This is a genomic window from Superficieibacter electus, from assembly GCF_002915575.1.
GTDB lineage: Bacteria > Pseudomonadota > Gammaproteobacteria > Enterobacterales > Enterobacteriaceae > Superficieibacter > Superficieibacter electus.
The window spans coordinates 60554-87061 of record NZ_PQGD01000001.1 but is presented as its reverse complement, the minus strand read 5'-3'; the positions used below and the strand labels follow the sequence as shown (position 1 = coordinate 87061).

Sequence of the window (26508 nt, the reverse complement as noted above, 5' to 3'; positions counted from 1 at the left end):
CTCCTCCCATGCTCAGAGATGCTGACGAAAAAAATCGTGCAGTACCGCGATGGCCTGCTGTTCGTCGTCTCCGCTGGCAATGACGGTGACGGTATCGCCACATTTCACATTCAGCCCCATCACGGTGAAAATCTTTTTCAGGCTGGCCTGACGATCGTTTTTGGCCAGTTGGAGTTCACAGTGATAACCCATGGCCAGGCGAACCAGTAACCCTGCCGGGCGTGCATGGAGACCCAGATCGTCACGAATGGTGTAGTGAAATTGTTCCATTAAAATATCCTGTCGTCGGGTAACGGTTTGGTATCGGTTAAAAGCCAGTGAGTTTTACTGCTCAAGCGCACTGATGCGCTGGTCCAGCAGGCGAAAAACCTTCAACAAATGACGGCTCATTAATAATTCACTGTTAATGGTCATCAGCGTGTCCTGGGCATGAATAAATAACAATGAAAATGGGAATGCCTCACCGTGGATTTCACTCTGAATAATATCCGTCTGATTACCGTGGGCAGCTTTTATTTTTAGCTGGGCTTGCATGATTTTTTCATCAGCCACGGTGAACTGGTTTTTTTCAATAGCAACTAAGGCATCCGTTATGAGCGACCGGGCATCTCCGGCGTCCATAATAATATTCATTGCCACGGTATTAATTTGTTCGCTTTTATCCATCGGTTATCTCGCTATACTGTGAATATCGCCATGATTACTCCGGAAACAAACTTGCTCCGGTTGGCGAAAATGAGAGCTATAAATCATTTAGTGCAGTTCACCACAAAGACAAACGGGGAAACAAATAAATAATTTCCTCCTGGTGGGGAAAGGCATTACCCCTTACTGATAACATCTAATAGCCTGTTATAAACGCCTCAGACTGCTGCCCGGTTTTTGATTTTGGTATTGCATGAAAGCGACAGAGAAATGTGACGTTTTTCACTTTTGTGGTGCAGGAGGAAAGCCGAATGATTAGGGTTAACGTTGATGATAACCGGTGAGGACGTATTGACGGGTGGCGGCTTAACCTTACCCGGCCTGCGACATATTTAATAATAAGAAGTTATGTGGACGCCAAAGGCCGTGCAAGCGAAGCGCCACCAGGCATTGTTCTGTGACGTTTGTCTGCAATCTGAAGCCTGCATTATGCAGGCTTCAGATATCCTCTTTACGCCTCAAGCCCGGCGCTGGCCATGCCCTGTCTTAAGGTAAAGTTAACGCCCATAGTCAGGAACGGGTCTGGCGGGTTAAAGCTCGGGGTTTCCATCGCCAGCAGGAAATCAATGAGCTCGTGATGTTTACCCGCCAGCCAGTCCGCCAGCAAGGTACCCATCGCCGTTCCGCGTACCGTCCCCAGGCCGTTACAGCCCAGCGAGCCGTACACATTTTTGCGCAGCTCACCAAAGAAGCTTGAGCCGTTGCGCGACATGCCCAGACCGCCGCCCCAGGTGTAGTTAAACTCCACATCCTTCAGCGTCGGGAAACGTCGTTCGAAAGAGAGACGGTGCGACTGACGGAATTTGGCGGTGGCATTAGGCTTGTGACGGCCATCCTCATTAAACGTAAAACTGTTGCGCACCAGAATGCGGTTATCGTGGGTGCGACGCAACGTGGTGCCAAACGGATCTGCCGGGATCACCCCCCAGAAATCTTTGCCACCGATACTGTCCTGCTCGGCCTTCGTTAACGGGCGGGTCAGGCTACCATAGGTAAAGATCGGGATGATACGGTGCTGCAGAAAACCAAAATGCGTACCAAAGGCGTTATTTGCCAGCACCAGCTTGCGGGCAATAATCCGCCCCGTGGGATGATGCAGCACGATTTGTGGCTCGTATTCAACGGCGGTGATCGGCGTATCTTCATACAGGGTGACGTTTTCCGGTAAATGATCCGCCAGACCTTTAACCAGCCCGGAGGGCTGAGCCAGCATGGTGCCCGGCGTGTAGAGCGCTTTGCGGTAAAATTTGGTGCCGATGTGATCGGGCAAATCTTTACCGTCAATCAGCGTGGCAGGCTGTCCCAGCTTTTGCAGACCACCGTGGTAGGCTTCCAGCACGGCAATACCGCTGTCTTCAACCGCCGCCTGGTATTTCCCCACGTGGCGTAGTTGTGCCCCGGTAATGTCGTATTGCTCAACTAAATCGTGAAGGATGCGCTGTCCGGTCTGATTCAAATGCAGAATATTGCGGGCAATTTTCTGATCGCCGATGTAATCCGGCGCACCGATATCGTGGGGGACATCAATCAGGAAACCAGCGTTGCGCCCGGAGGTACCAAAGCCGACCTGTTGAGCTTCTACCAGGATCACCTGGTCGTTCGGGAAATTCAACGCTAACTGCCGCGCGGCCGCCAGCCCGGTGAATCCGCCGCCAATCACCACCCAGGGGGCTTCGGCATCGCCGTTCAGCGGCGGCTGAGGTTGCCGTTTCTGGCTGGTGTGGAACCAGCCCGGCGTCGGATCGTCAGAGGGAAGGGCATCAATGCGTAACAACGTATCTGGATCGGACGGCAGCCCGTCGCTTAGCAGCGTCGCGCCGCCGCCAACAGCAATAACGCCTGCACCCACGCCCGTGCCAACGAGCAATTTTCTTCGTGAAATAGCCATGAGAAACCTTTTTATTAATAATGAGTTAGTTATTGCTCACCTGATTTACCGAACGAGTTATTCCTGCCAGGCACCACAGCGGTGCCTGGATGTCGGTTTACTGTGATAACTGCACCTTAAAACGAGAGAGGAATAACCACACCTTCAGGCATGACATAGTCCGCGAGACGCCGGCGTGATAATTCCCAGTGGGCACGAATCAGCTCGTCAATAGCTGCCACGTCATGGCAGGCAATGGCATCAATGATCAGATCGTGTTGATGCACCGCTTCATTCATGTCTTGTTGCATATCGTCGCTGGGCTGCGCGCGATAAAAGGTTTTCGCGATGCGCGCATGATCAATTTGCAGGCGGCGCAGGCTGGGTAGCAAATAATCATTGCGGGCAATAAGGCCAATTTCATAATGAAACTGATCGTTATAAAAGACCCGCCCCCAGGCATCGTTTTGATCCATGGCGGCCCGGAAGCGTTCCTGAATCTCTTTCAGGCGCGCAACATCGTCCGGCGTGGCATGGGTTGCCGCCAGTTGGGATGTCGCGGTGTAAATGAGTGGCGCGGCAAGAAAAAAACTCCGCAGCGAGTGATAGTTCATGGCAGAAACGCGGGCCGGGCGGTTAGCCTCCAGTTCAATATAGCCCTCCGCCGCCAGCTGGCGCATCAGTTCGCGCACTGGCGGACGCGACAGACCAAACTCGGCGCTGAGCGTGACTTCATCCACTACCGCGCCCGGGGCCAGTTCCATACTCATGATCCGCTGACGCAGGGTATCGGCGAGCAGGGTTTTGCGATCGCCTGCGATCTTACCGTCAGATTGCGGTAATTCACTGTTTTCCTGGATGTATTCTTTATGTTTTTTCATTGTCTATCTTTTGTATATTCTTTGTGAATAAAATACTCCACCACGGTAAACAGCGTCAATCGGGATTTGTGTCTAAAGCTGCGAATGTGAAGTGGATCAAGACGGAAGAGGAGGGGAAACACCAACGAGGGAAGTGCGGCTCGTTGCCAATATCACTGAGCCGCTCGTGTAAACATTACTGGCTGCGCTGGAGCATGGCCAGGATCACCGCGTACAGTTCATCGCAGGCTTGTTGCTCGCTAATGTCGCCGCTTAGTGCAACCGCTGCCAGACCGTCCGCTGCGCCGAGCATCGCCCATAATGCGGCATCCGCTAATCCTGCAGGCCCCACAAAAGGGGCAAACGCCTGGCGACATTTTTCGAGGTAGTCAAGCTGGCACTGTTTACGTAATCGCGCCAGTTCCGGCGACCCGCTTAAGGCGGCCAGTACACCGGGTATCTCACGGCCTTCCGCCAGGGCACAGGCAATGTAGCTGGTGGCAACCACGTGTGTTCTTTCCGCCAGCAGTGGTTTGCTGGCGGCGATGGCGTCATCAATCATTTTATTCTGGCGAAGGTCGAAGTCGCGGTACAGCGCTTCCAGCAGACCCTGGCGCGTCCCGAAATGCTCATACACAGTAGGCTTAGTAATGCCAGCTGCTTCAGCCAGCCTGCCAAGGCTCAGGGTGTCGGTACCTTCCTGGCGAATCAATTGCCAGGCCACCGCAATCAGCTGGGAAAATCGTGCTTCTCGTGATAAGCGATGGCGCTTACGGGGGCTGGCTCCGGGGGTGTTTGACATGCATCATCCTCTGCAGGCGACTGTTTTGCGGTGGCGATATTATTGCCTATCCGTTGTGCCACGGCCAGTTGCGATGCCGGAAAGCCCGCCTCCGGTACCAGCAGCAGTTCAGAGGTTACCACGTTGGCTCCGACGTAATCGAAGATACCATGGTCAATCTGCGTTTTCATGGCCCCAAAATAACCGTGCCGGGCGTAAGTGCGAAGGTCGGCCCCACCGATTGCCACCAGGTGTACTTTCAGACGACCCAGCTTTTTCACTACCTTACCTTGCGCATTATCATCGTAGGCCCAGCCGTTGGTAAAGACACGATCTATCCAGCCTTTGAGTATGCCCGGGAATGACCACCAGTAGACAGGATAAACCAGCACCAGCGCTTCAGCGCGGTCAATACGTTGCTGTTCCGCGATAACATCAGCAGGTACCGGAGTGCGACGGGTAAACAGCGTGTGGTCGGCCAGCTCGTAGCGTGGATCAAAGTGCTCGGCCACCAGGTCGGCCATCTCAACGCTATGATCCGCGCTGGTCGTTATTGCTTTGTTAATTTCCGCTGCGACGGCGTGGGTGAAGGAATTTTTATCCGGATGAGCAACCACAATAAGCGTATGCATAAGCGCTCCTTTCAGCAAAGAGATAATGGGCAGAAGGGCGGAGAGTTGCTCACGCCCGTCAGCTACGCTTACTATAATATACTTTTGGTATGTTGCAAATTGTTCTCAAGTAGACTGGAGGCGGCGTTTCTTTGCCCGGGTCGCCGCCCAGCACAGGATAGAGCCGCCGCAGACCATCGCCGTTCCCTGCCAGAAGGAAAGCGAGAGCGGCGCGTGCAGGATAAGCGTTGCCAGCGCGGCAGAGAGAATGGGCGTAAAGTAAGATGCTCCGGCCAGTACCGTGACGTTGCCATGTAAAATACCGATATTCCATGCGGCATAGCCGAAGCCCATCGCCGAAGCGGCGAGCACCAGCGTAACTATCGAGCTAATGCTGACGTTCATCGCGCCCCCACCGCCCAACAGGTATTTAGTCCACAGGGCGAGCGCCACCAGCATAAAGAAAAAGGTAATTCCGTTTTCGCCGCGCGCGAATTTGGCCGTTACAATCGAGTAGGTCGCCCAGATGACCGCTCCGGCAAAGGCCAGACCATAGCTCAGGGGATTGTCTTTAATATTCGCCGCCATTTCTGCGATATTGAGTCCTTTATCGCCTCCCAGGACCCAAATAATGCCCAGCATTGATACCAGTACGCCGGGAAAAATTAGAACATTGGCGCGCTGGCCGTTGAACGCGATTGCCGCGACCAGGGTGAACGTCGGCCACAGGTAATTTACCATGCTTACTTCAATCGCCTGCCGCCCGGTATGGGCATAGCCAATGGAGAGCGAAAGGCATAATTCGTAGGTCACAAACAGCAGGCTGCCCCATATCAGATAACGACGCGGAAAGGCGCTGAGGCGGGGAAAACCCACGGTAAACAGCAAGATGACGGAGGCCACGCTATAGATCAGGGCAGCCCCGCCGGTCGCGCCAAAGTTTTCGCTGACGCTGCGGATCAGGCCGACGATGGAGCCCCACAGCAGGATGGCCAACAGGCCAATAAGGGTCATTGTAGTGTGCTTGTCTTTCAGGTGTGCCATGACAATGTTTAATCCGCTAAAATGAAGTAACCCTGCGCCGACGACAGCATCGGGCAGGGCGGTAAACGTGACCGTATTATTTTCCGGCCTGCGGGTCCAGGGTATTAATCCAGATAGTTTTGATTTCAGTGTACTGATCGTGTGCCCAGAGCGACTTGTCCCGCCCGCCAAAACCGGATTCCTTATAGCCGCCAAACGGCGTGGTGGTGTCCCCTTCGCCAAATCCGTTCACCGTCACGATACCGGCGCGAATTTCCCGGCTCAGACGGAAGGCGGTATTCAGGTTTTGCGTATAGACCGAGGCGGCGAGGCCATACGGGGTATCGTTAGCCAGCGCAATCGCTTCATCAAGTGTGGTAAAGGTGGTGACCGTCAGTACCGGACCGAAGATTTCTTCGCGAAACAGCGCTGAGTCAGCCGTCACGCCATCCACCACCGTCGGTTCGACAAATGCCCCGTCGTGTGTAGCGCCGCCGAATACGATGCGTAACCCTTCGCGTTTCGCCTGCGCAATATAACGGCTCACTTTGTCAAAATGCGCACGGCTTACCAGTGCGCCGAGATTATTCACCGGATCGAGAGGATTACCCATCTTCCAGTGCGTTAACTGCTCGCCAATACGTTCCAGCAGCGCTTCTTTACAGTGTTGGTGTACGAGCAGCCGCGACGAGGCGGAGCAGTTTTCACCCATATTCCAGAAGGCACCGTTGACCAGTTGTTGTGCCACGGCATCCAGATCCCCGGCATCGTCCATCACTACCGCCGGGTTTTTACCGCCGCACTCCAGCGTCACATTTTTCAGATTGGATTCCGCCGCGTAGCGTAAGAATAGCCGTCCGGTCTCGGTAGAGCCGGTAAAGCTGATCATGCGGATATCGGGATGGCGACCAATCGGTTCGCCCACTTCTCGTCCGCTTCCTGGCAGAGCATTGCGCACCCCGGCGGGCAGGCCAGCCTGATGGGCCAGCTCAGCGACCCGCAGCGCTGTCATGCTGGTTTCCATGGCGGGCTTGACCACGAGTGAACAGCCCGCGGCCAGAGCTGGCCCAAGCTTCCATGCCAGCATCAGTAGTGGAAAGTTCCACGGCAGGACAAGCCCGACAATGCCCACCGGTTCGCGCACCACCAGTGCCGTCGCGCCGCTACCGACCGGGGCGGTGTTGTCATAAATTTTGTCGATCAGTTCCGCATGCCAGCGCAGGGTATGAATTGCCTCCGGCAGGTCAGTGTTCTGACATTCGGATACCGGCTTGCCGCTGTCGAGGCTTTCCATCACCGCCAGCGCAGTCGCATCCGCTTCCAGTAGCCGGGCAAATTGCAACAGGACCGCCTTTCGCGCCGCAGGCGGTTGATGATGCCAGCGCCCGTCCTCAAAAGCCGCTCCGGCAGCGGCTACAGCAATGTCCACATCCTCACTGTTACAGGCTGCAATATGTGCCAGCGTCTCACCGGTAGCGGGGTTAGTGGTTGGAAAGGTTTTTCCTGACACCGAGGGCCGGTAAGCACCATTAATAAATGCCTGGGTAGGTAAAACGCAGTTTTTTGCCAGTTCGGCATAATCCTGAGCGGTGAGTAAATCAGACATCAGTTCTTCTCCAGATAAAAACCGGTTGCAGGTGATATTTTCCGCAGGGAACGACGCCGCGATGCGCCGTTCTCCTGTGACGTAAGGTATGGCGGACGGTATTTAACGTTGAATCGATGCGGCGTCCTGTAAACTCATCGATCCGGTCTCAGGGGCCAGGGCGAAAGCGACTGCGCAGCCCACGACTGAAAACAGCGCGATGCCAAGCGTGGTGCCGTGCACCCCGATGGTCTGGAGTGAAACCGGCACCAGCCAGGCGGCAACAGCACCGCCCACGCGCGCCAGCGCCGAGCCAAGCCCCACCGCAAAAGCGCGAATTTCGGTGGGGAACAGCTCGTTGGGATAAACCATCTGCAACGCCTGGGTACCGCCAATCACAATGGCGTAGGCACTAAACAGAGCGACGATCAATAACGGTGAGAGACCGGAGATTAAACCCAGCGCGATCAGAACCAGCCCCGACCACAGGAAGCTGTGGATCACCATGCTGCGTCGGCCCATTGCATTGATAAGCTGCATCGCCCCGGCGCAGCCGATCACGAACATTACCGTAATCGTCACCGATCCCCACGCCAGCCAGTTACCGTTCAGCCCGTACTCCGCGAGCAGGCGTGGCGCAAAGGAGTAAATCGCCACCACGGGGGCTGCCGAACAGATCCAGAAAACATAGGTGAATAGCAGTCGCTTACCGTATCCCGCTTTGATGGCCGCGCCGAACGAGCTTTTACGCACGGCAGGCTGTTCTGGCAGATTACGCAGTGAAAACGTCGGACCGTACACCTGCTGAATGACCTGCTCAGCCTCAGCATCGCGCCCCTTACTGAGGAGCCAGCGCGGTGATTCGGGCGACCCCAGACGCAGCAGCAGAAATGCGGCACCAATGACCGCCGGGCTTGCGAGGATAAACCGCCAGCCCTCAGGCCCGGCGTGCGCCATCAGCAAATTGCCGACCACGTAAGCCAGCGCCGCGCCGAGGAAATAGACCAGCGTCAGCATTGCCAGCCGGGGGCCCCGCTGTTTTTGCGGCATGAACTCCACCAGCAGCGATGATGACACCGGATATTCAATGCCGATACCGACCCCGATCAGCAGTCGCAGGATAAACAGCGTTGTCCCTGTTTCCACCCAGAACTGCGCCAGTGAGCAGACAAGACACAACGCCGGACCGGCAAAATAAAGCTTTTTACGCCCCAGTCGGTCCGTCAGCCAGCCGCCGACCGGACTACCGATACAGATGCCGATCAGCGCAGAGATGGCGATAAGCCCCTGCCAGTAGCTGTCCAGCGCCAGGCCGGCGGCGAGCGGCGTCAGGGCCACGCCAATAATACTCAGGACATAGCCATCCATCAGCCAGCCGCCGCTTGAGCGCACGGTAAGCAATTGATGAAAGCGGTTAATGGGAACTTCTTCTATCGATACAGAGTCATAGGTGTAAGACATTCTTCCCTCTCAATAGCAATTATTGTTATAAAAATGGTGGCCATTGTGGCTGGCGGTTATCGCCAGGATTTTTCAAGGATTTCAAGCGCATCTTGTTCAGTCAGAGGGTGGTCATAGCTATCACACTCGAAGCCAACAAGGTTGGCGGCAATATCCGCTACCTTTGCCAGCCCGTCATGAGTAATGCCCTGACCGGACATCGTAAGATCCGACGCTCCGGTAGCATCCATCAGGCGGGAAAGACCGGCGAGAAACGCGCCGCCCGGACGAGCAGGATCGATTTTCTCACCCATCACCGCGCCAATGGCGTCAAACTCCTGCGGCAGCAGGGATTGCACGCGCTGGTAGTAGGCTTTGGCAATCAGCAGCAGGGTGGCACCGTGCGCTACCTGTGGGAACAGACCGCCGATCGCCTGGGCGATAATATGGTGTGAGGTACAGGACCCCAGCGCCTGGGTAAAACCACTGAGAATATTCGCCACGTAAGACACATTGCTGCGTGCTTCAAGGTCGCTACCGTCATTAAGCACCCGCGGCAGATTTTCTGCGATCGTCGCAACGGCTTCGATGGCAAAAATATCGAGAAGGCGATTCTGCCCCCGGTTATTGACGTAGCATTCGGCGGCGTGGAACAGGGCGTCAAAGCCCTGATACATCGTGAGCGAACGGGGCAGGCTAAGGGTTAGTTCAGGATCAATAAAAGCGATCTGCGGGAAAATCGCGTCCAGCGTAAAATCGAGTTTCTCGCCGGTCTGTTCATTGGTGATAACCGAAAAAGGATCGGTTTCCGTCCCGGTACCGGCGGTAGTGGAAATCGTCACAATCGGGCAGGCTCCGTTTACCTGTTTACGACCACCGCTGCCTACCGACGCGTATTCCCATAGATCGCCGCGGTTGACCATCATGATGGCAACGGCTTTTGCCGTGTCGATACTGCTGCCGCCGCCAAGACCGATTACGAAATCACCGCCCGCGGCACGCGCCACTTCCCGCGCCGCCATGACGCCTTCCCGCGTCGGGTTTGGCATGACCCGATCAAACACCACCGATTCAGTATGATTTTGTTGCAACAGCGTGATGACCCGTTGCTGAATGCCAAGCTTGTCCATCAGGCCGTCGCTGGTCACGCAGATCAACGCTTTTTTTCCCGGCAGGGGCACAGTGGCCAGTTCGTCGAGTCTGCCTGCACCAAAAACGACCCGGGTGGGAATATAATAATTGATATCTTTCATGAGATGATTTCTCCAGAGGACAGAATAAGTACCGGAGAGTGGGGATACCGCCGCCGTGCGCGACGGTAAGACAAGGCTGACTCCGGTTACGCAGGGTGAGGTTATGCCTGACGGCCCGTCACCGCTGCGACGTTACGTTTTAACTCAGCGACGATAGTATTCAGCGCCTCCTCTTCAGCCTCGTTCAGCGGCTGCAACGGTGCGCGGACGCCGCCGGGGCGCAGGCCCGCCTGTTTGCAGCCTGATTTGATACATTGCACAAACTTCCCGCCTTCGAGGAAATCCATCAGCGGCAACATGGCGGCCATGATCCGGCGTCCCTTGTCGAAGTCTTTTTCCACCACGCAGGCCTCGTACAGCGCGACATGCTCTTGCGGCACAAAGTTCGAGCCAGCGCAGACCCAGCTCCGTGCGCCCCAGGCAAAAAACTCCAGCGCCTGATCGTCCCAACCGCAGGCCAGCTGGATAGACGGGTATTCGCACGCCAGCAGATGCAGTTGTGAGGTAAGCCCGGTACTTTCTTTAATGGCGGCGATGTTCGTGGATTTTTTAGTGACGATATCGAAATACTCGCGGCCCATCTGGACGCCCATACGGCCTGGATAGTTATAAAGCATGATCGGCAGGTCAGCGGCCCGGTCAATGGTCAGCGCATGCTCCGCATTCTCTTGTTCGGTGGGCAGTGCGTAAGGCGGGGTGGTCACCAGAATGGCATCGGCTTTAATCTCTTTCGCCGCCTGAGCGTATTTCACGGAGTCTTCGGTACGCGTCGCGCCGGTACCGATCACCAGCGGCAGGCGGTTACCGATCACCTGTTTTGCCAGTGAGGCCAGTTCCAGGCGCTCCTGTGGCGTATGGGAATAATATTCGCCGGTCGAGCCGCCGATGATAATGCCGTGTACACCACCGGCAATCAGGTGCTCAAGCACCTCAGCAAACGCCGCTTTGTCGATTTCATTTGCAGCATTCAGGGGAGTAATGGCTGGGGTAAAAATACCGTCAAAGTTCATGATTTTTCCTCAAGGTACAGGGGCCATAACGGCCATTCGGATAATTAATACCAGGCACAGGCCTTTATCTCAGACACTGGCAGGTAATACATTTCTGGCGTCAGGTGCGGTATGGACTCATCAACACCGTGCTAACGTCTGCGATGGTAAAATGCCTCTTTGGGCATTTTTAGATCCCGCCCGAATAACGGGTGGCGTCTCTTTGATTATTTGATGAACCGGATACTACAATGCGCCCAGAGACCGAAAAATATCCCAAAAGTAATGTGTCCCGTGTAAGGTGGGAAAAGGGGTAAAGACAGGAGGTATAATGTGGACTGGGAATTACCTGATATTCAGGCTCTGGCATCGGTGGTCGGGCATATTGGCAAACCCACGCTGCCGGGGGCGCTCGATGATCTTCTGGCCGGTAGCGTGGCTTTCGACCTGTCGGTTATTTTTGGCTTTCCGTTTGATGCAAAGCCGATAATTCTGCACGATAATCAATATCGGCATTCTGTGACCGCTGTCGCACTTGAAAATTATTTGCAGGGTACTTACCTGTTCGATCCTTTCTATACCGCCTGCGCGGAAAACCATGCTTCCGGGCTGTGGCGAATGAGCGAGCTGGCCCCTGATGCATTTTATGATTCCGCATTTTATAGCGCCAGTGACGTCCATCCGTGCATCTCAATGCAGGTGGGTTCGATCGTTGAGGAAATTGGTTTTCTGGTCCCGCTTGAAGGGGAAGTCAACGCCATTTATTCCCTGATGCGTTTGCATGGCGACAAATTTTCCCCGCAGGAAATGGCGGCCTTAACCCGCCTCGAACCGTTCGTACGGGAAACTATACGCACCCATTGGCGCGATGTGCGGATAATTAACCGGCAAATGCGTTTCGACGATTTAATGGAAACGGCATTTGCTTCTTTCTGTCAGGAAGTCCTGACCTGGCAGCAACGTCGTATCGTGCAGCTTATTTTGCGCGGGCACAGTAATTATGCCATAGGACAGATTCTTTCGGTGACGGAAGGCACGATTAAATTACACCGGCAAAATATTTACCGGCGACTGAATATTTCCAGCCAGCGAGAATTATTTGCTTTGTTTGTTGAGCAACTTTTTCCGGTCAGGCAAAGCGAAGAGACCGCAAAACGTTAAGCCGGATCGGTCAATTTATTTGACCGTGTCTGTGAAACAAACGCTATTTATTCTTTTCCGGTGATGCGTAAAGTAGGCAACCTGCTGATGATTTACCCCAACAGGACAATCACTCATGAAAAAGATCGGCTTTTTGTCATTTGGTCACTGGACGCCATCGTCGCACTCGGCAACGCGTTCCGCCGCCGATGCACTGTTGCAATCCATCGACTTAGCGGTCGCCGCGGAAGAGCTGGGTGCCGACGGCGCGTATTTTCGTGTCCACCATTTTGCCCGCCAGCTCGCCTCGCCGTTTCCATTGCTGGCCGCCATCGGTGCGAAAACGCAACGTATTGAGATTGGCACTGGTGTTATCGACATGCGTTATGAGAACCCGCTTTACATGGCCGAAAGTGCCGGGGCGGCGGATCTGATCGCCGGGGGCCGTTTGCAGCTTGGTATCAGCCGTGGTTCGCCTGAACAGGTCATCGACGGCTGGCGTTATTTTGGCTATCAGCCTGCTGAAGGGCAGACCGATGCCGATATGGCGCTTCAGCACACTGAAGTGCTGCTGGATGTGCTGCGCGGCGAAGGTTTTGCCAAACCCAACCCCCAGCCGATGTTCCCGAACCCGCCGGGAATGCTGCGCCCGGAACCGTATTCCGACGGTTTGCGTGAGCGGATCTGGTGGGGAGCTTCCTCTGATGCAACGGCGGTCTGGGCGGCAACGCTGGGAATGCATCTGCAAAGCTCGACGCTAAAAAATGACGAAACTGGCGAGCCGTTCCATATTCAACAGGCGAAGCAGATCCGCGCGTACCGCGCCGCGTGGACCCAGGCAGGTCATACCCGTACTCCGCGCGTATCGGTCAGCCGCAGCATTTTTGCGCTGATGAACGATCGGGACCGGGCGTATTTCGGTGCCAGCGGCGATGACAGCGATAAGGTCGGTTTTATCGACGACCAGACCCGCGCTATCTTCGGGAGGAGCTACGCCGCCGAACCGGACAAGCTGATTGCACAGTTAAAACAGGATGAAGCCATTGCCGAAGCGGACACGCTGCTGCTGACCGTGCCAAACCAACTTGGCGTGGAGTACAACGTGCATGTCATTGAGTCGATTTTGAAGTACGTGGCTCCTGAGATGGGGTGGCGGGCGTAGCGGAAGTAATCCAGTGAAGCGGGCGGGTTGATTTTTCGCGCCATCGTCCGCAAACGCGAAAGAAAGCCTGCCGAACAAGCGGGCTCTGGTATTCAATGGGTCCAGAATAGCGGGGCCCCTCTCTCATCCTGACTTGCCGCTAAAGTTTCTCCTTTGCCTTTCCGATAACTACTGCATCCTTTTTAAACGACCACAAGGACACTTGCATGAGCAGCGTGAGCGTGACGGAACGTAATCAAACGCCAACCGATGTGTTTAAAAAAAGCAGTTATCTTCCCACCTCGATCCCCCTCTCTCAGGATAAAATTAATCGCCTGCTGGCAGGAGAGGAACCGGCAGCCTCGACACAACTGAGCCAGCAAGCGATGGAGCAAAGCCAGAAGGAAGTGCTGCAGGCAAGAAACAGCATTATCGAACTCAATCAAAATAAAACTAACGCTGTCGTTAACGATATTGATACTTATTTTTCCGGCATGCTTTCGCACTCTTCTCTGTCTTCACTCGACATGGGCGGGCTTATTTCTGAAGCGCTCCAGACGCCAGGCGGACAAGGGAATTCAACCACCATGTCCATGGATCTTTCTCTGACTCAGGCAAAACTGAATTATCTGGTGCAAAAATTCACTCCTGCCGAACAGCAGGCAGCGGGATTTAGTGAGATCAACAATTATATCGCGCAAAAAGCCAGTGCCCAGGATGCGGTATTAAAGGATCTCACCAGCGCGTCACTGGCCATCGCCAAACAGACGGGCGACAAAGAGGGGGAGACGGGCTTCAGTCAGCAGCTGGATTTGCTCAACGCAGGCCAGCATGCCAGCCAGAATGAAAGACGCGATATGCTCTCTCTGACCAGAAGCACCAGCGACAGCGCGGCCTGGTTTTCAGGCTTGCGGCAGATGAGCCGCACCAGCGACGATGCGGACTTTTTTAAGGATATCACCTCGTCCCATGTGGCGGCGCTTCAGCAGCAATGGAATACCTTTATGCAAAGCGTCGCTGCGATCGCGGCATAGCGTTTAATCGCTTCGCGGTGTGGAATGTGTCACGATGGAGGCGTTATAAAAGCAAAACGCCCGCGCTTAAGAAGGTGATTGCCAGCTCGCCCGCGCGGCCTGTAGAGGTAACAGAGAAATTTCTGACGTACTAAGTGCCGGATTGGGATGGTTTGTAGACTGGTCCGGATTGACTGATGAGACAGAGGAAAATTTATGAAAGCAGCGGTTTATGACGTGGAAGGCGCACCCGACGTCCTGAAATATGTCGATATGCCCGATCCGGTCACAGGGCCTGATGACATCCTGATTGCTGTCGAGGCTATCTCGATTGAAGGGGGTGATCTGATCAATCGTCGTTCTACACCGCCGCCTCGTCCTTTATGGATCGTCGGCTACGCGGCCGCGGGCACGGTTGTCGCAGTCGGATCGAACGTCCGTAGCCGTGCAGTTGGGGACAGAGTCACTGCTTTTAGCATGCAGGGTTCACACGCAGAACGCTGGGGTGTGCCAGCGGAACGAACCTGGCTTATACCCGATGGGGTGGATACGGCAGAAGCGGCGGCGTTACCGATTTCCTTTGGAACCGCACACCATTGCCTTTTCACTCGAGGCATGCTCCGGCGCGGAGAAACCGTCCTTATTCAGGCAGCCGCCGGTGGCGTGGGACTGGCGGCCGTTCAGCTTGCCTCACAAGCTGGCGCGACGGTCATCGCCGTGGCAAGCGGAACGCAGCGAAGAAGCCGGTTGCTGGAGCTTGGTGCCGATCATGTCGTGGATCGTACCGGGAATAACGTTGTGGACAGTGTCCGCCAGTACACTCATGGCACCGGGGTTGATCTCGTCATCGATCCGGTGGGGACAACGTTGCCTGCTTCGCTTTCTGCACTCGCTCCGCAAGGACGTCTTGTCTTCGTCGGTAATGCGGGTGGTGGCAGCCTGACTGTCGACTTGTGGCCGCCAATGCAGTCTAACCAGACACTCATGGGGGTATTCATGGGACCCCTTTTTGAAAAGCCTGAAGTCCGGGCTAGTGTGGACGACATGTTGCAGGCTGTAGCCGCAGGGCGCATCAGGGTGGTCATTGACCGCATCTTCCCCCTGGCCAACGCTGCCAAAGCCCACGAATTCGCCGAGACAGCGAAACCGCTTGGCCGCATCGTTATGAAGCCATAAAGTGCGTTTGACCACTATGATTGCGCCGGGCTAATTACCTGGTGGCATCCCCCGGCGCAGCCCGGATATGGAAGCTGCGCCGCATTTCGTTTATCTGATCCGTCACAATCCTTTGAACTGCAAAAACAGTTTTCTATTATCGGCTTTCTTACCACGAATTAAGCTCCTGCCTGCACAAATGCTTCATGACCTGAAAGAAGCGCCTGATGTATCAGGATGGTCGCTGTTTTACTGGCAATGCCGCCTTTGAAAACTGCCGGATCTGTTATTAAGGCTTTCTTCCCGCTACGCTAAGGGAATCACAGTGAATCTGATGAATAATTGTGCATCGCCTGCCGTAAATATTATATTAAAATATAATATCCGGAGGTGTTCTATGTTTACAACACGCCTGAAAAAGGTTGGAGGGTCGGTCATGCTGGCGGTTCCTCCCGCCGTGTTGAAAACGCTGGCGCTGTCGACGGACAGCGAAGTGGGTATGACCATTGATAATGGCTGCCTGATTATTGAACCGCAGAAACGGCCCCGTTATTCGCTTGAGGAACTGCTGGCGCAATGCGATCCGAACGCCGAAATGAGCGAGGAAGATCGGGAATGGATTGATGCGCCTGCGGTGGGCAAGGAGCTGCTGTAAATGGACAGAGGAGAAATTTGGCGACCCGATTACCGGCCACGAGCAAAGTGGAAAACGTCCGGTGCTTATCGTATCGAAGGCATCGTTTAACAAGCTGACCCGGCTACCCATTGTCGTTCCCGTTACCAGCGGCGGAAACTTTGCCCGTGCAGCGGGTTTTACCGTATCACTGAACGACGCGGGAACCAAAACAACGGGCGTTATTCGCTGTGACCAGCCCAGAACCATTAATATGCGAGCCCGGAACGGTAAGCGGCTGAAACGTATACCTGATGCTGTTGTGAATGAAGTGCTGGCGAGACTGGACGCCATTCTGAGCTAAACTCAACGGACACAAAAGCAAAAAGCCCGCTAAAAAGCGGGCTTTTTTAAATCTGGCTCCTCTGACTGGGATCACCTTTACCAGTAACTGGCTAATAAGTAAGCTAAACCTGAATTCTCTTTCTGTCAAGACCACCAGAGTGACCACCAATATTTGTGGGGTTCGCAAAACTGATTTGAGCACTCTACTATAGGTGATGATCGTTACATGAAAGGAAAACGTAGTTAGAGCGGGCATCGAAGAGTCTGCCTAAGTTAAACTATGTTCAAAGAGATCTAAAAGTCAGCTCAGTGTCAGAAGCGGAAGTTACTGCCAATTGAGTTGGCTTGTAAACAGAGTGCTGTAGAGGTCTGGTGCTTTTTATTTCATAAAACGTCCTGGGCACCGGCAGGTTTATATGTTTCTGAGCAGTGTAATATTTTTTTGATCTGATGAAGGCGAGAGGCCGAAATGGCGTCCATATTCCCGACTGAATTGCGTATGGCTTTGGTAGCCAACAGCATGTGCTATGGCCGTGATGCTGTCGCCAGTCGTGGCTAACTTCAACCGTGCCTGCATCAGGCGAAGACGTTTTTGGTACTGGACTGGGCTGAGCGCGGTGATCGCCTGAAAGTGGCGATGAAATGCGGAAACGCTTAATGCCGCCATGGCGGCCAGCTCTTCTACCCGCACGGCTTGCATATAGTGTTGTTTCAGCCAGTTAATCACCTTATAGATGCGGGCAAGATGCGATTCCGGCGTGGCAATATCACGCAACATCCAGCCCTGCGGCCCCTGAAGAACCCGGAATAAAATCTCTCGTTCATACGCAGGAGCTAAAGCAGAAATTTCCTCTGGCTTACTGAGCAGTCGCAGCATTCTCAGCCAGGCATCGAGCAATTCGGACGTAACCGGGGCGACAGAAAATCCGGCGTTATAAAGATGTGTTTTACCTGAACCCGGCATGCCATCCAGTAATTCAGCAATAATCTCAGGCTTCGGTGTCAGACTCACCGCAAGATAGGGCGCCCCGGTTCGCTCATCGGCAAAGACTTTGCCGGCTGCGGGCAGATCCACCGACATCACAAAATAAGTGGCAGGATTGTATTGCCAGGTTTTATCTCCCACCGTCATGCTCTTGGAGCCCGTGAGTATCAGATTAATCATCGGCTCATAGACAGCAGTAAGCCGGTGCTCAGGAATTTCCCCCTGTACCATCGCGACACGCGGTATAACGGTTTCGGTGATTTTATTCCCGGCTTTTGAAGCCAACAGGCGCAGTTCAGCTAATTTTTTTTCCATCCTGTTTAAATAACACGGCATGGGATCGGCTACAAGATTAAAGCAGGATTAGGCAAATATCAGAGAGGATTACAGGAGTCAGGAGCCGACGCAATGCGTAACCTTGAATAGGTTATTATTTCTGTCAGGAGTTTTTATGGAGCATGTTCTGATTACCGGCGGAAGCCGCGGCATTGGGGCCAGCACGGCGATTGAGTGTGCGCGTCGTGGATTTGGCGTTATCCTTACCTGGAACAGCAAGCCGGAAGCCGCCAGCCAGGTGGTTGAGCGTATTCAGGCCGACGGGGGGCATGCGTTAGCGTTGCAGCTAAACGTAGAAGATACTAGTAGTTTTAGTCACTTTCGTTCAAATCTCGAAGACGCAATGGAATCACACTGGGGAGCCAGAGGACTTCACGGGCTGGTCAACAATGCAGGATATGGTCTTTATAATCCCATAGAGACAGTCACTGAAGCACAGTTCGACAGCTTAATGAACGTCCATTTGAAAGGGCCTTTCTTCCTTACCCAGACGCTGCTACCACTTCTACAACCGAATGCTGCAATTGTTAATCTCACCAGCGCCACCACCCGCGTGGCAACCGCCGGTGTAGCGCCGTATGCAACATTTAAAGGTGGCCTTGAGGTATTGACGCGCTATATGGCGAAAGAGTTTGGTGAAAGGAAGATCCGGGTCAATGCCGTGTCACCTGGTCCAATTCGTACTGAGCTGGGTGGCGGTTTAAGTGATGAATTCGAAGCATTGCTGGCCGGGCAAACAGCCCTTGGCCGAATTGGCGAGCCTGACGAAGTTGCTCGTGTTATCGCCGGTTTACTGTCTGCCGACTATGGCTGGATTAATGCCCAGACGATAGAAGTCGCGGGTGGTTATAACATCTAATCGGGGAGCTTTCATGCTGGATCATATCTTTATTACCGTAAGCGATACTGAGCGTTCAATCGTTTTTTATGAGCGTGTTCTGCCTCTTCTTGGCATCACCAGTCGTCACGATTATGACGGCAGCAATGGCCCATCAGGCCATCCTGACCTCAAGGGATTTGGTGCCAATGGACGCGTATTTTTCTGGCTAAGATCGGGCACGCCTTCTCCTCAGGCCGTACATGTCGGGTTTGTGGCAGATTCCGAAATCATGGTTAACCAGGCTTATGCTGAGGCCATCGCCGCGGGTGCCACGGAGATTCACTCGCCAGGGGCGCAACTGCATTATGATCCGCGCTATTACGCCGCTCAGGTCAGAGACCCGGATGGATACAGTCTGGAGTTTGTCTATAAAAGTTGGCAGCACGGACGCTGAAAACATGCTGCTGCAAGGTCAGAGCTGGGGTGTGACCCTGGCAATGCCAACGTTCATTACCTTTTAAAGATGCAATACCTTTATGAAAAAACTCATGATTTACGGTGCGTCAGGCTATACCGGGGCGATGATTACACATCACGCGCAGGAAGCTGGCCTGCAGATAATCGTTGCCGGTCGCGATCGGGAAAAACTGGCAGCGATGGCTTTGAAAATGGATGTCGCTTTTCGGGCTTTCAGCCTGGATGATCCTGACACAATTGATAGTGCCCTGGAGGATATTGACGTACTCATAAATTGCGCCGGTCCGTTTATGTATACCGCAAGACCGCTAATAAGTGCGGCAATCCGCCAGAAGGTCCATTACCTTGATGTGGCCGCTGAACTGGACAGTTACCAGCTTGCTGAAGTCTTCGACGAAACCGCCGCAGCGGCGGGGGTGATGTTGCTGCCAGGCTGTGGCGGAAGCGTGGCAATGCTTGGATGTCTGGCAGCCCACGCTGCTGCGGAGATCAAAAATCCGGCCCGTATCTCGCTGGCACTGCATGTCACCGGAACTATGTCGCGTGGCTCAGCGGTAAGCGCAAGTGAGAATTTATCAACTGTATGTCTGCTGCGCCGTAACGGTCAGTTGATGCAGCGTGAGTCAACTGATTTGCAAAACTTTGATTTTGGCAAAGGGCCGCAAGCCTGTTTTCCCGTAACGCTTCCCGATGTCATTACCATCTGGAAAGCAATGGAGATACCTGATATCGAGACTTTCGTATATGTTTCCGGCGAAGGGTTTCCGCAGGGTGATTTGGCTGATCTGCCCGATGGCCCGACAGATCAGGAGCGTGAAGCCAGCCGTTATCAGGCCGTTGCGGAAGTCGTGAATGCAGATGGCGATACCCTGCGTATGTTGCTGGATACGGTGAATGGATACAGCTTTACCGCGCAGGCGGCAGCGGAAGCCGGGCGCAGAGTACTGGCGGGAGAGTGCCTTCCAGGCTTCCAGACCCCGGCGACAATATTCGGCAAACACTTCGCCGAAACCATCGCCGACACACGGATTACGGTAGCTGACAATTCGCGTTGAATAAAAAATAATAAGCTCCACTCGCTTACAGGAGGGAGCTTACAAATATTCCTTACCAGGGTTGTTGGCCTTGCGGGCCAAAGAATTTTCCCGTTGGGCCATCGGCTTCAGCCAGCGCCATTCTGATCGCCGGCATCGCACCCTCTTCTGGCGTAAGATGGCCGGTATTGCCATTGAGATCGGTTTTCACGTGCCCCGGTTCGACCACATTAACCTTAATGCCCTGCGCCGCTAACTCCTTTGCAAAACACACCGTAACCGCACTAAGGGCCACTTTCGAGGCACTGTAGCTGAGCAGATTTACGCTTGAATAGATTGATGACTCATCCGTAATCAGCGCCAGCGATCCCACACCGCTCCCCAACATAACAACCCTGGCCTGTTTTGCTGCCCGAAGCAGTGGAAGAAACGCCTGGGTTACCCGTACCGGGCCGAACAGATTAACTTCAAACGTCGCTTTCATATCGGATAAGCGTGTCTGAGTCGGAGTCGCTGAGACATCAAGTAGCACGCCCGCGTTGTTGACCAGTACATCCAGCCTGTCGGTGGCCGCAGATAACGCGGCCGCTGCCTGCTGTACGCTCACGTCGTCTGCCACATCCATTATCAGCAATTGTACGGAGAACCCTTCCGCCTGTAATTGCTTAACAGCCTCTTCACCGCGCAGCTGATTACGAGCAGTGATCCAGACATGAAATCCCCGTTGCGCCAGACCTTTTGCGATCGCAAGGCCAATACCTTTATTTGCTCCTGTGACCAGCGCCGTGCGGTTACCCGATGTGTTCACCGTCATAGGTTCGCCTCTGCATTCGTGCCGCTGACATGAAAACGGAGATCCCCGATCAGATGAGGTACAACGGCACGATGTACAAACTGCCATTCACCGTCAATCAGCGCAAAGCGGTCTTTGTAATGGCCCGTGCATATCGGTTGCAGGGGGAAGCCAGGCAGCTCCTGATGAACGATAAAATAACTGCTCGTTGAAGCCTCACCGCTGAGCGGATACCCTTCAATAAGAATATTGCTGACAGCATGCCAGGTTCGAGGCGTGCCGTCCTGGTGGCGCTGAATACCTGAGGTCAGAAATTTTTTAATCTCGTCCCTGCCCGTGACCTGATGACCAGGCGCTTCCAGCGTGGCATAACGTAACAGTTCTGCGACTTTCTCGAATTTCCCACTGTCGAGCAAATAAGGGTAAGAGTTGATGAGACGGATAATGTCACGTTCAGCCTGTAGTATACGGACCAGCTCTGTTTCATTTTGCGAATGCATAGCAGCGTTTCCTGTTGTTTAACGGAGAAATACAGGGATGGCAACAGTAGTATTGTGCTCCCGTACCAACGAAGTAATATCTGGCTGGGCCTGTCAGGTCTGGGAGGCGCCACCATCGGCGAACAACTCAATGCCGTTTACATATCCCGACTCATCACCGGCCAGGAATGCCACAGCAGCCGCAATTTCTTCAGGCTCGCCAATACGTCCCAGTGGGCATTTTGCAGTAAGTAAGGCAAGCCCTTCCTCAGCCTTATCGCCAAAAGCGGTCCGCAAAGAGGCCGTGTTGGTCGGCCCCGGACTGACAATATTGAGCCGAATACCCGAGCCATGCAGTTCAGCCACCCAGCTCCTGACCATGTTGCGCACTGCGGCTTTGGTTGCACCGTAGATACTCATTGCCGGGCCGGGATCAACCGAAGCGGTAGAACCGATAATGACTACACTGGAACCGTTTTGAAGTAAAGGCAGGGCTTGCTGAACGGTCAGCACCACACCTTTCACATTGGTCGCAAACTGCTCATCGATTTGCTGTTCTGTTATCTGGCCGAGAGGCGCATGAACACCGCCACCGGCATTAGCTACCAGGATATCGATATGCCCGGTTGCTGTTTTGATCTGCTGGTAGAGATCATCAAGACTCGCTCTGCAGCTGACGTCCGTCACAATTCCACTTGCGCTATCGCCCAGCGCTATCACTGCCTGGTTCAGTTTTTCTGTATTTCTGCCGGTGATCACCACGTTCGCACCGTCATTAATCAGGCGTTTTGCTATAGCCAGGCCGATACCACTACTGCCGCCGGTAACCACAGCGACTTTATCCTTGAGTAGCTTATTCATGTACATACTCCTCACTCTATTGTAGTGGTCACTATAAATAAGGGTGATTAATTTGTCACGATACAATATAGCGATCACTATATACATGACGTAGAATAGTCATCAGGATTTAATGACACGCCAGGTTTATAAGCATATGAGTAAGGCACAAGATAATGTCAGAACGCGCAGGCCAGCCTTTGACCGTGAGGCGGGAATTGAGATTGCTCAGGCCCTGTTTCATCAGCGGGGTTATGATGCAGTAGGAATCTCGGAGCTGACAAAGGCATTGAATATCAATCCGCCCAGTCTTTACGCCGCCTATGGCAGCAAAGCGGGTCTGTTTGGTCGCTGCCTTGCCCGCTATGTTGATGAAGGTAATCTGCCTGCTGACAGAATCCTTACCCCCGGGCGCCCTCTTGCCAAAGCGATTGAGGAATTATTTATCACAGCAGCACGGCTATATGTGAAATCAACACTGCGGCGCGGCTGTCTGGCCGCAGAGGGAATGCGCGCGAATGATGAACAGGCGCGGGAACTGGCAAACCAGTACGCAAAACCAGGAATGCAGTTTATAGAGGATTACATTCGTCAGTCAGAACCTGAAAGAGCGAAAGAACTGGGCGATTTCGTCGTCACAACCTTACGCGGGTTTTCAGCTGCGGCTGTAACGGGCTTATCGCGTCCCCGTTTGTTGAAAGTGGCACGTATGAACGGGCAGGCTTTTGCTGCATTACTGAGTCTGAATTCTGACACATAACGGGAGCTTTTATGACTGTCATCGACCACCTTGAGATTTCAGTGAAAAATGCGCCGTTATCGCTGCGCTTCTATCTGCAGGCACTTGAGCCATTGGGCTTCAGACTGGTTATTACTCAGGAACCAGCCAAAACGCGAACCGGTGGTTTTCGTTATGGACTTGGGCCACAGGGCTATCCCCGGCTGTGGCTGCATGACAATGAGGAAAACGGTGCGCCGTTGCATCTGGCTTTTTCTGCTGATGAGCGCCGCATAGTGGATGAATTCTGGAAACGGGCTATTCAGGCGGGTGGAAAAGATAACGGAGCACCGGGAGTTCGTAAGCAATATCATTCACAATACTATGCTGCGTATGTTTTTGATCCTGATGGCAATAATCTGGAAGTCGTCTGTCAGCGAAGCACGTAAGGTAATCAGATATGCGTATTATCTTAATCAAACGCTTAATTTCAGCGTGAATTACAATCGTAAATTTTTATCTGGATTAGCTGGCTTAGTGGTTAGTCATTTCCGTTGCTTAACGCCACGATGTTCAGCTTTTCACTCACAGCGGACCTAATTCCGGGGATCGACTTTCGTGTGGCGGGGATAGTCCAGATTTTGTTTTTGAAACTTATTTCCGTCCAGCGGGCAAACCTCAGTTCGCTGGAGCGAATAAAGACATGCAAGGTAAGAGAAACAGCCAGCCGGGTTAATTTCCATCCCTGACGATTACCATCAATTCGGCTCAACAGTTCGGGTAGTCGTTCAAGGGGAAGGGCGGGATAGTGTCTTTTAACCGGTGCTGCGATGATACCTTCGAGATTCGATGCCGGATTGCTCTCAATCATTCCCTGATGTACGGCATGCCGCATGATGTTGCACATATGCTGCCGGGTACGTGCTGCGACTTCCAACAGACCTTTTTGCTCAATGCCTTTCAGCGGGTCGATAAAGTGACGAGGTTTCAGTTCAGCTACTGGAAAATGTCCAATCACGGGAAATATATGATTGTTCATGCAGGCAAGCAGGCGGGCAGAGTGGTTCTCTGACCAGTTTCGATTGCTTTTATGCCAGCTCAATGCAACGTGCTTAAACGTTTTTTCCGGTTAGCGGGCAGCTTTATCTGCGGTACATTGCTGTGCTGGATTGATATTCTGCGTCAGTAGCTTGCGTATGCCATCACGTTGCTGTCAGGCGTAAGCCAGAGAAACATCGGGATATGCACCTAAGCCGAGGCGGGATTCTTTACCATTGATACGATATTTGAGATACCAGAGACGTGAACCGCTGGATTGACTAAAAGGTACAGGCCATGAGAACCGGAAACTTTGTAAGGTCTGGCGGATGGTTTTAAGCTGCGGATTTTAGTGTCGTTCAGAGACATATGGGGGGGCACTCCATTATCGAACTAACCTGACCCCAGATTTGACCACCAATTTTTCCCGATGCGGAGGGTAAAATCAAAATGCACCGGGAAGAGTTTTCACGCTAACCTGTTGAATCATAATTAGATAAGGATTCGCAAGGATGTATGAAAGCAGGAAATTGGCTCCTCTGACTGGACTCGAACCAGTGACATACGGATTAACAGTCCGCCGTTCTACCGACTGAACTACAGAGGAATCGGTTGGAGGCTTATCTTAGCGGCGTAAAAAATTTTGTCAAACCCCAATCCTGACCTTTCAGTCCAGGTGGCTCTTTTTGCAACAAATTGATGTATTTGCCGACAAATTTTTGTGGGAAAATACTTTGCAGGTTTGGTTTTTCTCCCCCATCATTTGAAATGTAGTTTCAACATTCTTTGTTAAGGTCAATTTTGGACGTTACTGCTTCTCTGCGCCGGGTCGTTACTCGCACGCCCTGGTACGCAAAACGAAAGAGTTACCGGGTTCTCTTCTGGCGTGAGATCACTCCACTTGCCATTCCTATCTTTCTGGAAAATACCTGCGTCCTGTTGATGGGGGTGCTCAGCACGTTCCTCGTCAGTTGGTTGGGCAAAGAGGCGATGGCAGGTGTGGGGCTGGCCGACAGTTTTAATATGGTCATCATGGCCTTTTTCGCCGCGGTCGATCTGGGTACCACGGTGGTGGTGGCCTTTAGCCTCGGAAAGCTTGATCCGAATCGGGCGAGGGCGGCGGCGCGACAGTCGCTGGTGATCATGACGCTGTTTGCCATTGCGCTGACGGTGTTGATTCATGCGTTCGGCAGCCAGATTATTGATTTCGTTGCCGGAGAAGCCACGCCGCAGGTGAAAGCACTGGCGCTAACCTATCTTGAGTTGACCGCGCTGAGCTATCCGGCGGCAGCAATTACTCTCATCGGCAGCGGTGCGCTACGCGGTGCGGGAAATACTAAAATTCCGCTGATGATCAACGGCGGGATGAACATCCTCAATATTATTATCAGCAGCGCACTGATTTATGGCGTGTTCTCCTGGGACGGGCTGGGTTTTGTGGGTGCGGGGCTGGGGTTGACCATTGCGCGTTATATCGGCGCGGTGGCGATTATTGTGGTGCTGATGATCGGCTTTAACCCGGCGCTGCGTATCTCATTGAAGAGTTACTTTGCGCCACTTAATTTCAGTATTCTGTGGGAAGTACTGGGGATTGGTATTCCGGCGAGTATTGAATCGGTGCTGTTTAACGGCGGTAAGCTGCTGACCCAGATGTTTGTGGCCGGAATGGGCACTGATGTGATTGCCGGTAACTTCATTGCCTTTTCTATCGCCTCGCTGATTAACCTGCCTGGTAACGCCCTCGGTTCCGCGTCAACGATTATCACCGGGAAACGGCTGGGGAAAGGGCAGATTGCCCAGGCCGAGCGTCAGTTGCGCCATGTTTTCTGGCTTTCAACGATTGGTCTGACGATTATCGCCTGGCTTAGTGCGCCGTTTGCCGGGCTGATGGCCTCGTTCTATACCCGAGAGGAGGACGTGAAGGAGGTGGTTAAAATTCTTATCTGGCTGAACGCCGCCTTTATGCCTATCTGGGCTGCGTCGTGGGTGCTGCCTGCCGGGCAAAAGGGCGCACGCGATGCACGCTTTTCAATGTGGGTGTCAATGCTCAGTATGTGGGGTTGTCGTGTAGTGGCAGGTTACGTACTGGGCATCATGCTAGGTATGGGCGTGGTGGGTGTCTGGTTGGGAATGTTCTTCGACTGGGCCGTACGTGGTGCCTGTTTCTACTGGCGAATGATCAGCGGTCGCTGGCTATGGAAGTATCCCCGACAGAAGAAAATTGTTGATTAATTAAACGCTATTGCGCTGTTTCTGCGCATTACGAAGAATAAATCAGCAAACGGTTGAATTTGTACAAACAGGCTTTGACAAGGGGCGAGTGGCCCGTTAATATTCGCCCCGTTCAAACGATTCCTCTGTAGTTCAGTCGGTAGAACGGCGGACTGTTAATCCGTATGTCACTGGTTCGAGTCCAGTCAGAGGAGCCAGATTTAAAGAAGCCCGCTTTTTAGCGGGCTTTTTGCTT

The 26508-nt window shown here is 53.4% G+C and carries 26 protein-coding genes, 2 tRNA genes and 2 pseudogenes; 13 read left to right on the top strand and 17 right to left on the bottom strand.

The window, feature by feature from the left end; translation table 11 throughout:
- Nucleotides 1-12 precede the first annotated feature (12 nt).
- From CHU32_RS00500 to CHU32_RS00450, 11 genes are all read right to left on the bottom strand, one after another.
- On the bottom strand, nucleotides 13-270 hold the full coding sequence (locus tag CHU32_RS00500) for an HPr family phosphocarrier protein (protein WP_103674135.1): 258 nt from the start codon (nucleotides 268-270) through the stop codon (nucleotides 13-15).
- A 54-nt stretch (nucleotides 271-324) separates the two neighbouring features.
- The gene (locus CHU32_RS00495) at nucleotides 325-666 is read right to left on the bottom strand and encodes a PTS lactose/cellobiose transporter subunit IIA (protein ID WP_103674134.1); all 342 of its coding nucleotides are present in this window, start codon (nucleotides 664-666) and stop codon (nucleotides 325-327) included.
- A gap of 490 nt (nucleotides 667-1156) precedes the next feature.
- Nucleotides 1157-2593 (bottom strand): NAD(P)/FAD-dependent oxidoreductase, encoded by a 1437-nt coding sequence (locus CHU32_RS00490; protein ID WP_103750754.1) that lies wholly within the window; start codon nucleotides 2591-2593, stop codon nucleotides 1157-1159.
- A 116-nt stretch (nucleotides 2594-2709) separates the two neighbouring features.
- Entirely contained in the window at nucleotides 2710-3453 is a 744-nt protein-coding gene (locus CHU32_RS00485) for a GntR family transcriptional regulator (protein WP_103674132.1), read from the bottom strand.
- A gap of 175 nt (nucleotides 3454-3628) precedes the next feature.
- Nucleotides 3629-4234, bottom strand: coding sequence for a TetR/AcrR family transcriptional regulator (locus tag CHU32_RS00480; RefSeq protein WP_103674131.1), 606 nt, complete (start codon nucleotides 4232-4234; stop codon nucleotides 3629-3631).
- On the bottom strand, nucleotides 4162-4845 hold the full coding sequence (locus tag CHU32_RS00475) for an NAD(P)H-dependent oxidoreductase (RefSeq protein WP_103674130.1): 684 nt from the start codon (nucleotides 4843-4845) through the stop codon (nucleotides 4162-4164). Before CHU32_RS00475 ends, CHU32_RS00480 begins: the two co-directional genes overlap by 73 nt.
- Nucleotides 4846-4950: 105 nt before the next feature.
- A complete protein-coding gene (yddG, locus tag CHU32_RS00470; RefSeq protein ID WP_133159214.1) occupies nucleotides 4951-5868 on the bottom strand; it encodes an aromatic amino acid DMT transporter YddG in 918 nt (305 codons plus the stop codon).
- A 76-nt stretch (nucleotides 5869-5944) separates the two neighbouring features.
- Nucleotides 5945-7453, bottom strand: coding sequence for an aldehyde dehydrogenase (locus tag CHU32_RS00465; protein ID WP_103750753.1), 1509 nt, complete (start codon nucleotides 7451-7453; stop codon nucleotides 5945-5947).
- 102 nt (nucleotides 7454-7555) lie between these two features.
- Complete coding sequence (locus CHU32_RS00460) at nucleotides 7556-8893, bottom strand: MFS transporter (protein ID WP_103674128.1); 1338 nt, start codon at nucleotides 8891-8893, stop codon at nucleotides 7556-7558.
- 56 nt (nucleotides 8894-8949) lie between these two features.
- Nucleotides 8950-10125, bottom strand: coding sequence for an iron-containing alcohol dehydrogenase (locus CHU32_RS00455; RefSeq protein WP_103750752.1), 1176 nt, complete (start codon nucleotides 10123-10125; stop codon nucleotides 8950-8952).
- Between the two features lie 101 nt (nucleotides 10126-10226).
- Nucleotides 10227-11135, bottom strand: a complete 909-nt coding sequence (locus CHU32_RS00450) for a dihydrodipicolinate synthase family protein (RefSeq protein WP_103674126.1) — start codon at nucleotides 11133-11135, stop codon at nucleotides 10227-10229.
- A gap of 312 nt (nucleotides 11136-11447) precedes the next feature.
- On the opposite strand from CHU32_RS00450, the gene CHU32_RS00445 reads away from it, so the two are divergent.
- The 6 genes and pseudogenes from CHU32_RS00445 (at nucleotide 11448) to CHU32_RS00420 (ending at nucleotide 16540) form a co-directional block, all read left to right on the top strand.
- Complete coding sequence (locus CHU32_RS00445) at nucleotides 11448-12275, top strand: response regulator transcription factor (RefSeq protein ID WP_218113678.1); 828 nt, start codon at nucleotides 11448-11450, stop codon at nucleotides 12273-12275.
- A 115-nt stretch (nucleotides 12276-12390) separates the two neighbouring features.
- Nucleotides 12391-13416 (top strand): LLM class flavin-dependent oxidoreductase, encoded by a 1026-nt coding sequence (locus CHU32_RS00440; protein ID WP_103674125.1) that lies wholly within the window; start codon nucleotides 12391-12393, stop codon nucleotides 13414-13416.
- Nucleotides 13417-13622: 206 nt separating this feature from the next.
- Nucleotides 13623-14429, top strand: a complete 807-nt coding sequence (locus CHU32_RS00435; RefSeq protein WP_103674124.1) for a hypothetical protein — start codon at nucleotides 13623-13625, stop codon at nucleotides 14427-14429.
- A gap of 195 nt (nucleotides 14430-14624) precedes the next feature.
- Nucleotides 14625-15584: a quinone oxidoreductase family protein gene (locus CHU32_RS00430; RefSeq protein WP_103674123.1), complete on the top strand. Its 960-nt coding sequence runs from the start codon at nucleotides 14625-14627 to the stop codon at nucleotides 15582-15584.
- Between the two features lie 376 nt (nucleotides 15585-15960).
- On the top strand, nucleotides 15961-16218 hold the full coding sequence (locus CHU32_RS00425) for an AbrB/MazE/SpoVT family DNA-binding domain-containing protein (protein ID WP_103674122.1): 258 nt from the start codon (nucleotides 15961-15963) through the stop codon (nucleotides 16216-16218).
- A pseudogene (locus CHU32_RS00420) lies at nucleotides 16219-16540 on the top strand (type II toxin-antitoxin system PemK/MazF family toxin). It begins immediately after the preceding gene.
- 393 nt (nucleotides 16541-16933) lie between these two features.
- Here the strand turns inward: CHU32_RS00420 and CHU32_RS00415 are convergent.
- Nucleotides 16934-17821, bottom strand: a complete 888-nt coding sequence (locus CHU32_RS00415) for an AraC family transcriptional regulator (RefSeq protein WP_103674120.1) — start codon at nucleotides 17819-17821, stop codon at nucleotides 16934-16936.
- Between the two features lie 136 nt (nucleotides 17822-17957).
- On the opposite strand from CHU32_RS00415, the gene CHU32_RS00410 reads away from it, so the two are divergent.
- The 3 genes from CHU32_RS00410 to CHU32_RS00400 all read left to right on the top strand — a co-directional run bounded on the left by CHU32_RS00410 (nucleotide 17958) and on the right by CHU32_RS00400 (nucleotide 20194).
- Nucleotides 17958-18701, top strand: a complete 744-nt coding sequence (locus CHU32_RS00410) for an SDR family NAD(P)-dependent oxidoreductase (RefSeq protein ID WP_103674119.1) — start codon at nucleotides 17958-17960, stop codon at nucleotides 18699-18701.
- A gap of 13 nt (nucleotides 18702-18714) precedes the next feature.
- Nucleotides 18715-19116: a VOC family protein gene (locus CHU32_RS00405; RefSeq protein WP_103674118.1), complete on the top strand. Its 402-nt coding sequence runs from the start codon at nucleotides 18715-18717 to the stop codon at nucleotides 19114-19116.
- 82 nt (nucleotides 19117-19198) lie between these two features.
- A complete protein-coding gene (locus CHU32_RS00400) occupies nucleotides 19199-20194 on the top strand; it encodes a saccharopine dehydrogenase family protein (RefSeq protein WP_176691593.1) in 996 nt (331 codons plus the stop codon).
- 52 nt (nucleotides 20195-20246) lie between these two features.
- Here CHU32_RS00400 and CHU32_RS00395 read toward each other — a convergent pair whose 3' ends face one another.
- The 3 genes from CHU32_RS00395 to CHU32_RS00385 form a co-directional block, all read right to left on the bottom strand.
- Nucleotides 20247-20987 (bottom strand): SDR family oxidoreductase, encoded by a 741-nt coding sequence (locus CHU32_RS00395; protein ID WP_103674117.1) that lies wholly within the window; start codon nucleotides 20985-20987, stop codon nucleotides 20247-20249.
- Complete coding sequence (locus CHU32_RS00390) at nucleotides 20984-21466, bottom strand: nuclear transport factor 2 family protein (RefSeq protein ID WP_103674116.1); 483 nt, start codon at nucleotides 21464-21466, stop codon at nucleotides 20984-20986. The genes CHU32_RS00395 and CHU32_RS00390 overlap by 4 nt, the downstream gene beginning before the upstream one ends.
- 93 nt (nucleotides 21467-21559) lie before the next feature.
- Complete coding sequence (locus tag CHU32_RS00385; protein WP_103674115.1) at nucleotides 21560-22306, bottom strand: SDR family NAD(P)-dependent oxidoreductase; 747 nt, start codon at nucleotides 22304-22306, stop codon at nucleotides 21560-21562.
- A gap of 136 nt (nucleotides 22307-22442) precedes the next feature.
- Between CHU32_RS00385 and CHU32_RS00380 the strand changes: the two genes are divergently transcribed.
- Nucleotides 22443-23045, top strand: a complete 603-nt coding sequence (locus CHU32_RS00380) for a TetR/AcrR family transcriptional regulator (protein ID WP_103674463.1) — start codon at nucleotides 22443-22445, stop codon at nucleotides 23043-23045.
- A gap of 11 nt (nucleotides 23046-23056) precedes the next feature.
- Nucleotides 23057-23452 (top strand): VOC family protein, encoded by a 396-nt coding sequence (locus tag CHU32_RS00375; protein WP_103674114.1) that lies wholly within the window; start codon nucleotides 23057-23059, stop codon nucleotides 23450-23452.
- Between the two features lie 146 nt (nucleotides 23453-23598).
- Here the strand turns inward: CHU32_RS00375 and CHU32_RS28495 are convergent.
- Nucleotides 23599-24410, bottom strand: a pseudogene (locus CHU32_RS28495) (tyrosine-type recombinase/integrase); the annotation flags it as partial.
- A gap of 162 nt (nucleotides 24411-24572) precedes the next feature.
- Nucleotides 24573-24648, bottom strand: a tRNA-Asn gene (locus CHU32_RS00360).
- A 179-nt stretch (nucleotides 24649-24827) separates the two neighbouring features.
- Here CHU32_RS00360 and CHU32_RS00355 point away from each other — a divergent pair.
- The gene (locus tag CHU32_RS00355; RefSeq protein ID WP_176691592.1) at nucleotides 24828-26273 is read left to right on the top strand and encodes an EmmdR/YeeO family multidrug/toxin efflux MATE transporter; all 1446 of its coding nucleotides are present in this window, start codon (nucleotides 24828-24830) and stop codon (nucleotides 26271-26273) included.
- Between the two features lie 121 nt (nucleotides 26274-26394).
- Nucleotides 26395-26470, top strand: a tRNA-Asn gene (locus tag CHU32_RS00350).
- Nucleotides 26471-26508 lie beyond the last annotated feature (38 nt).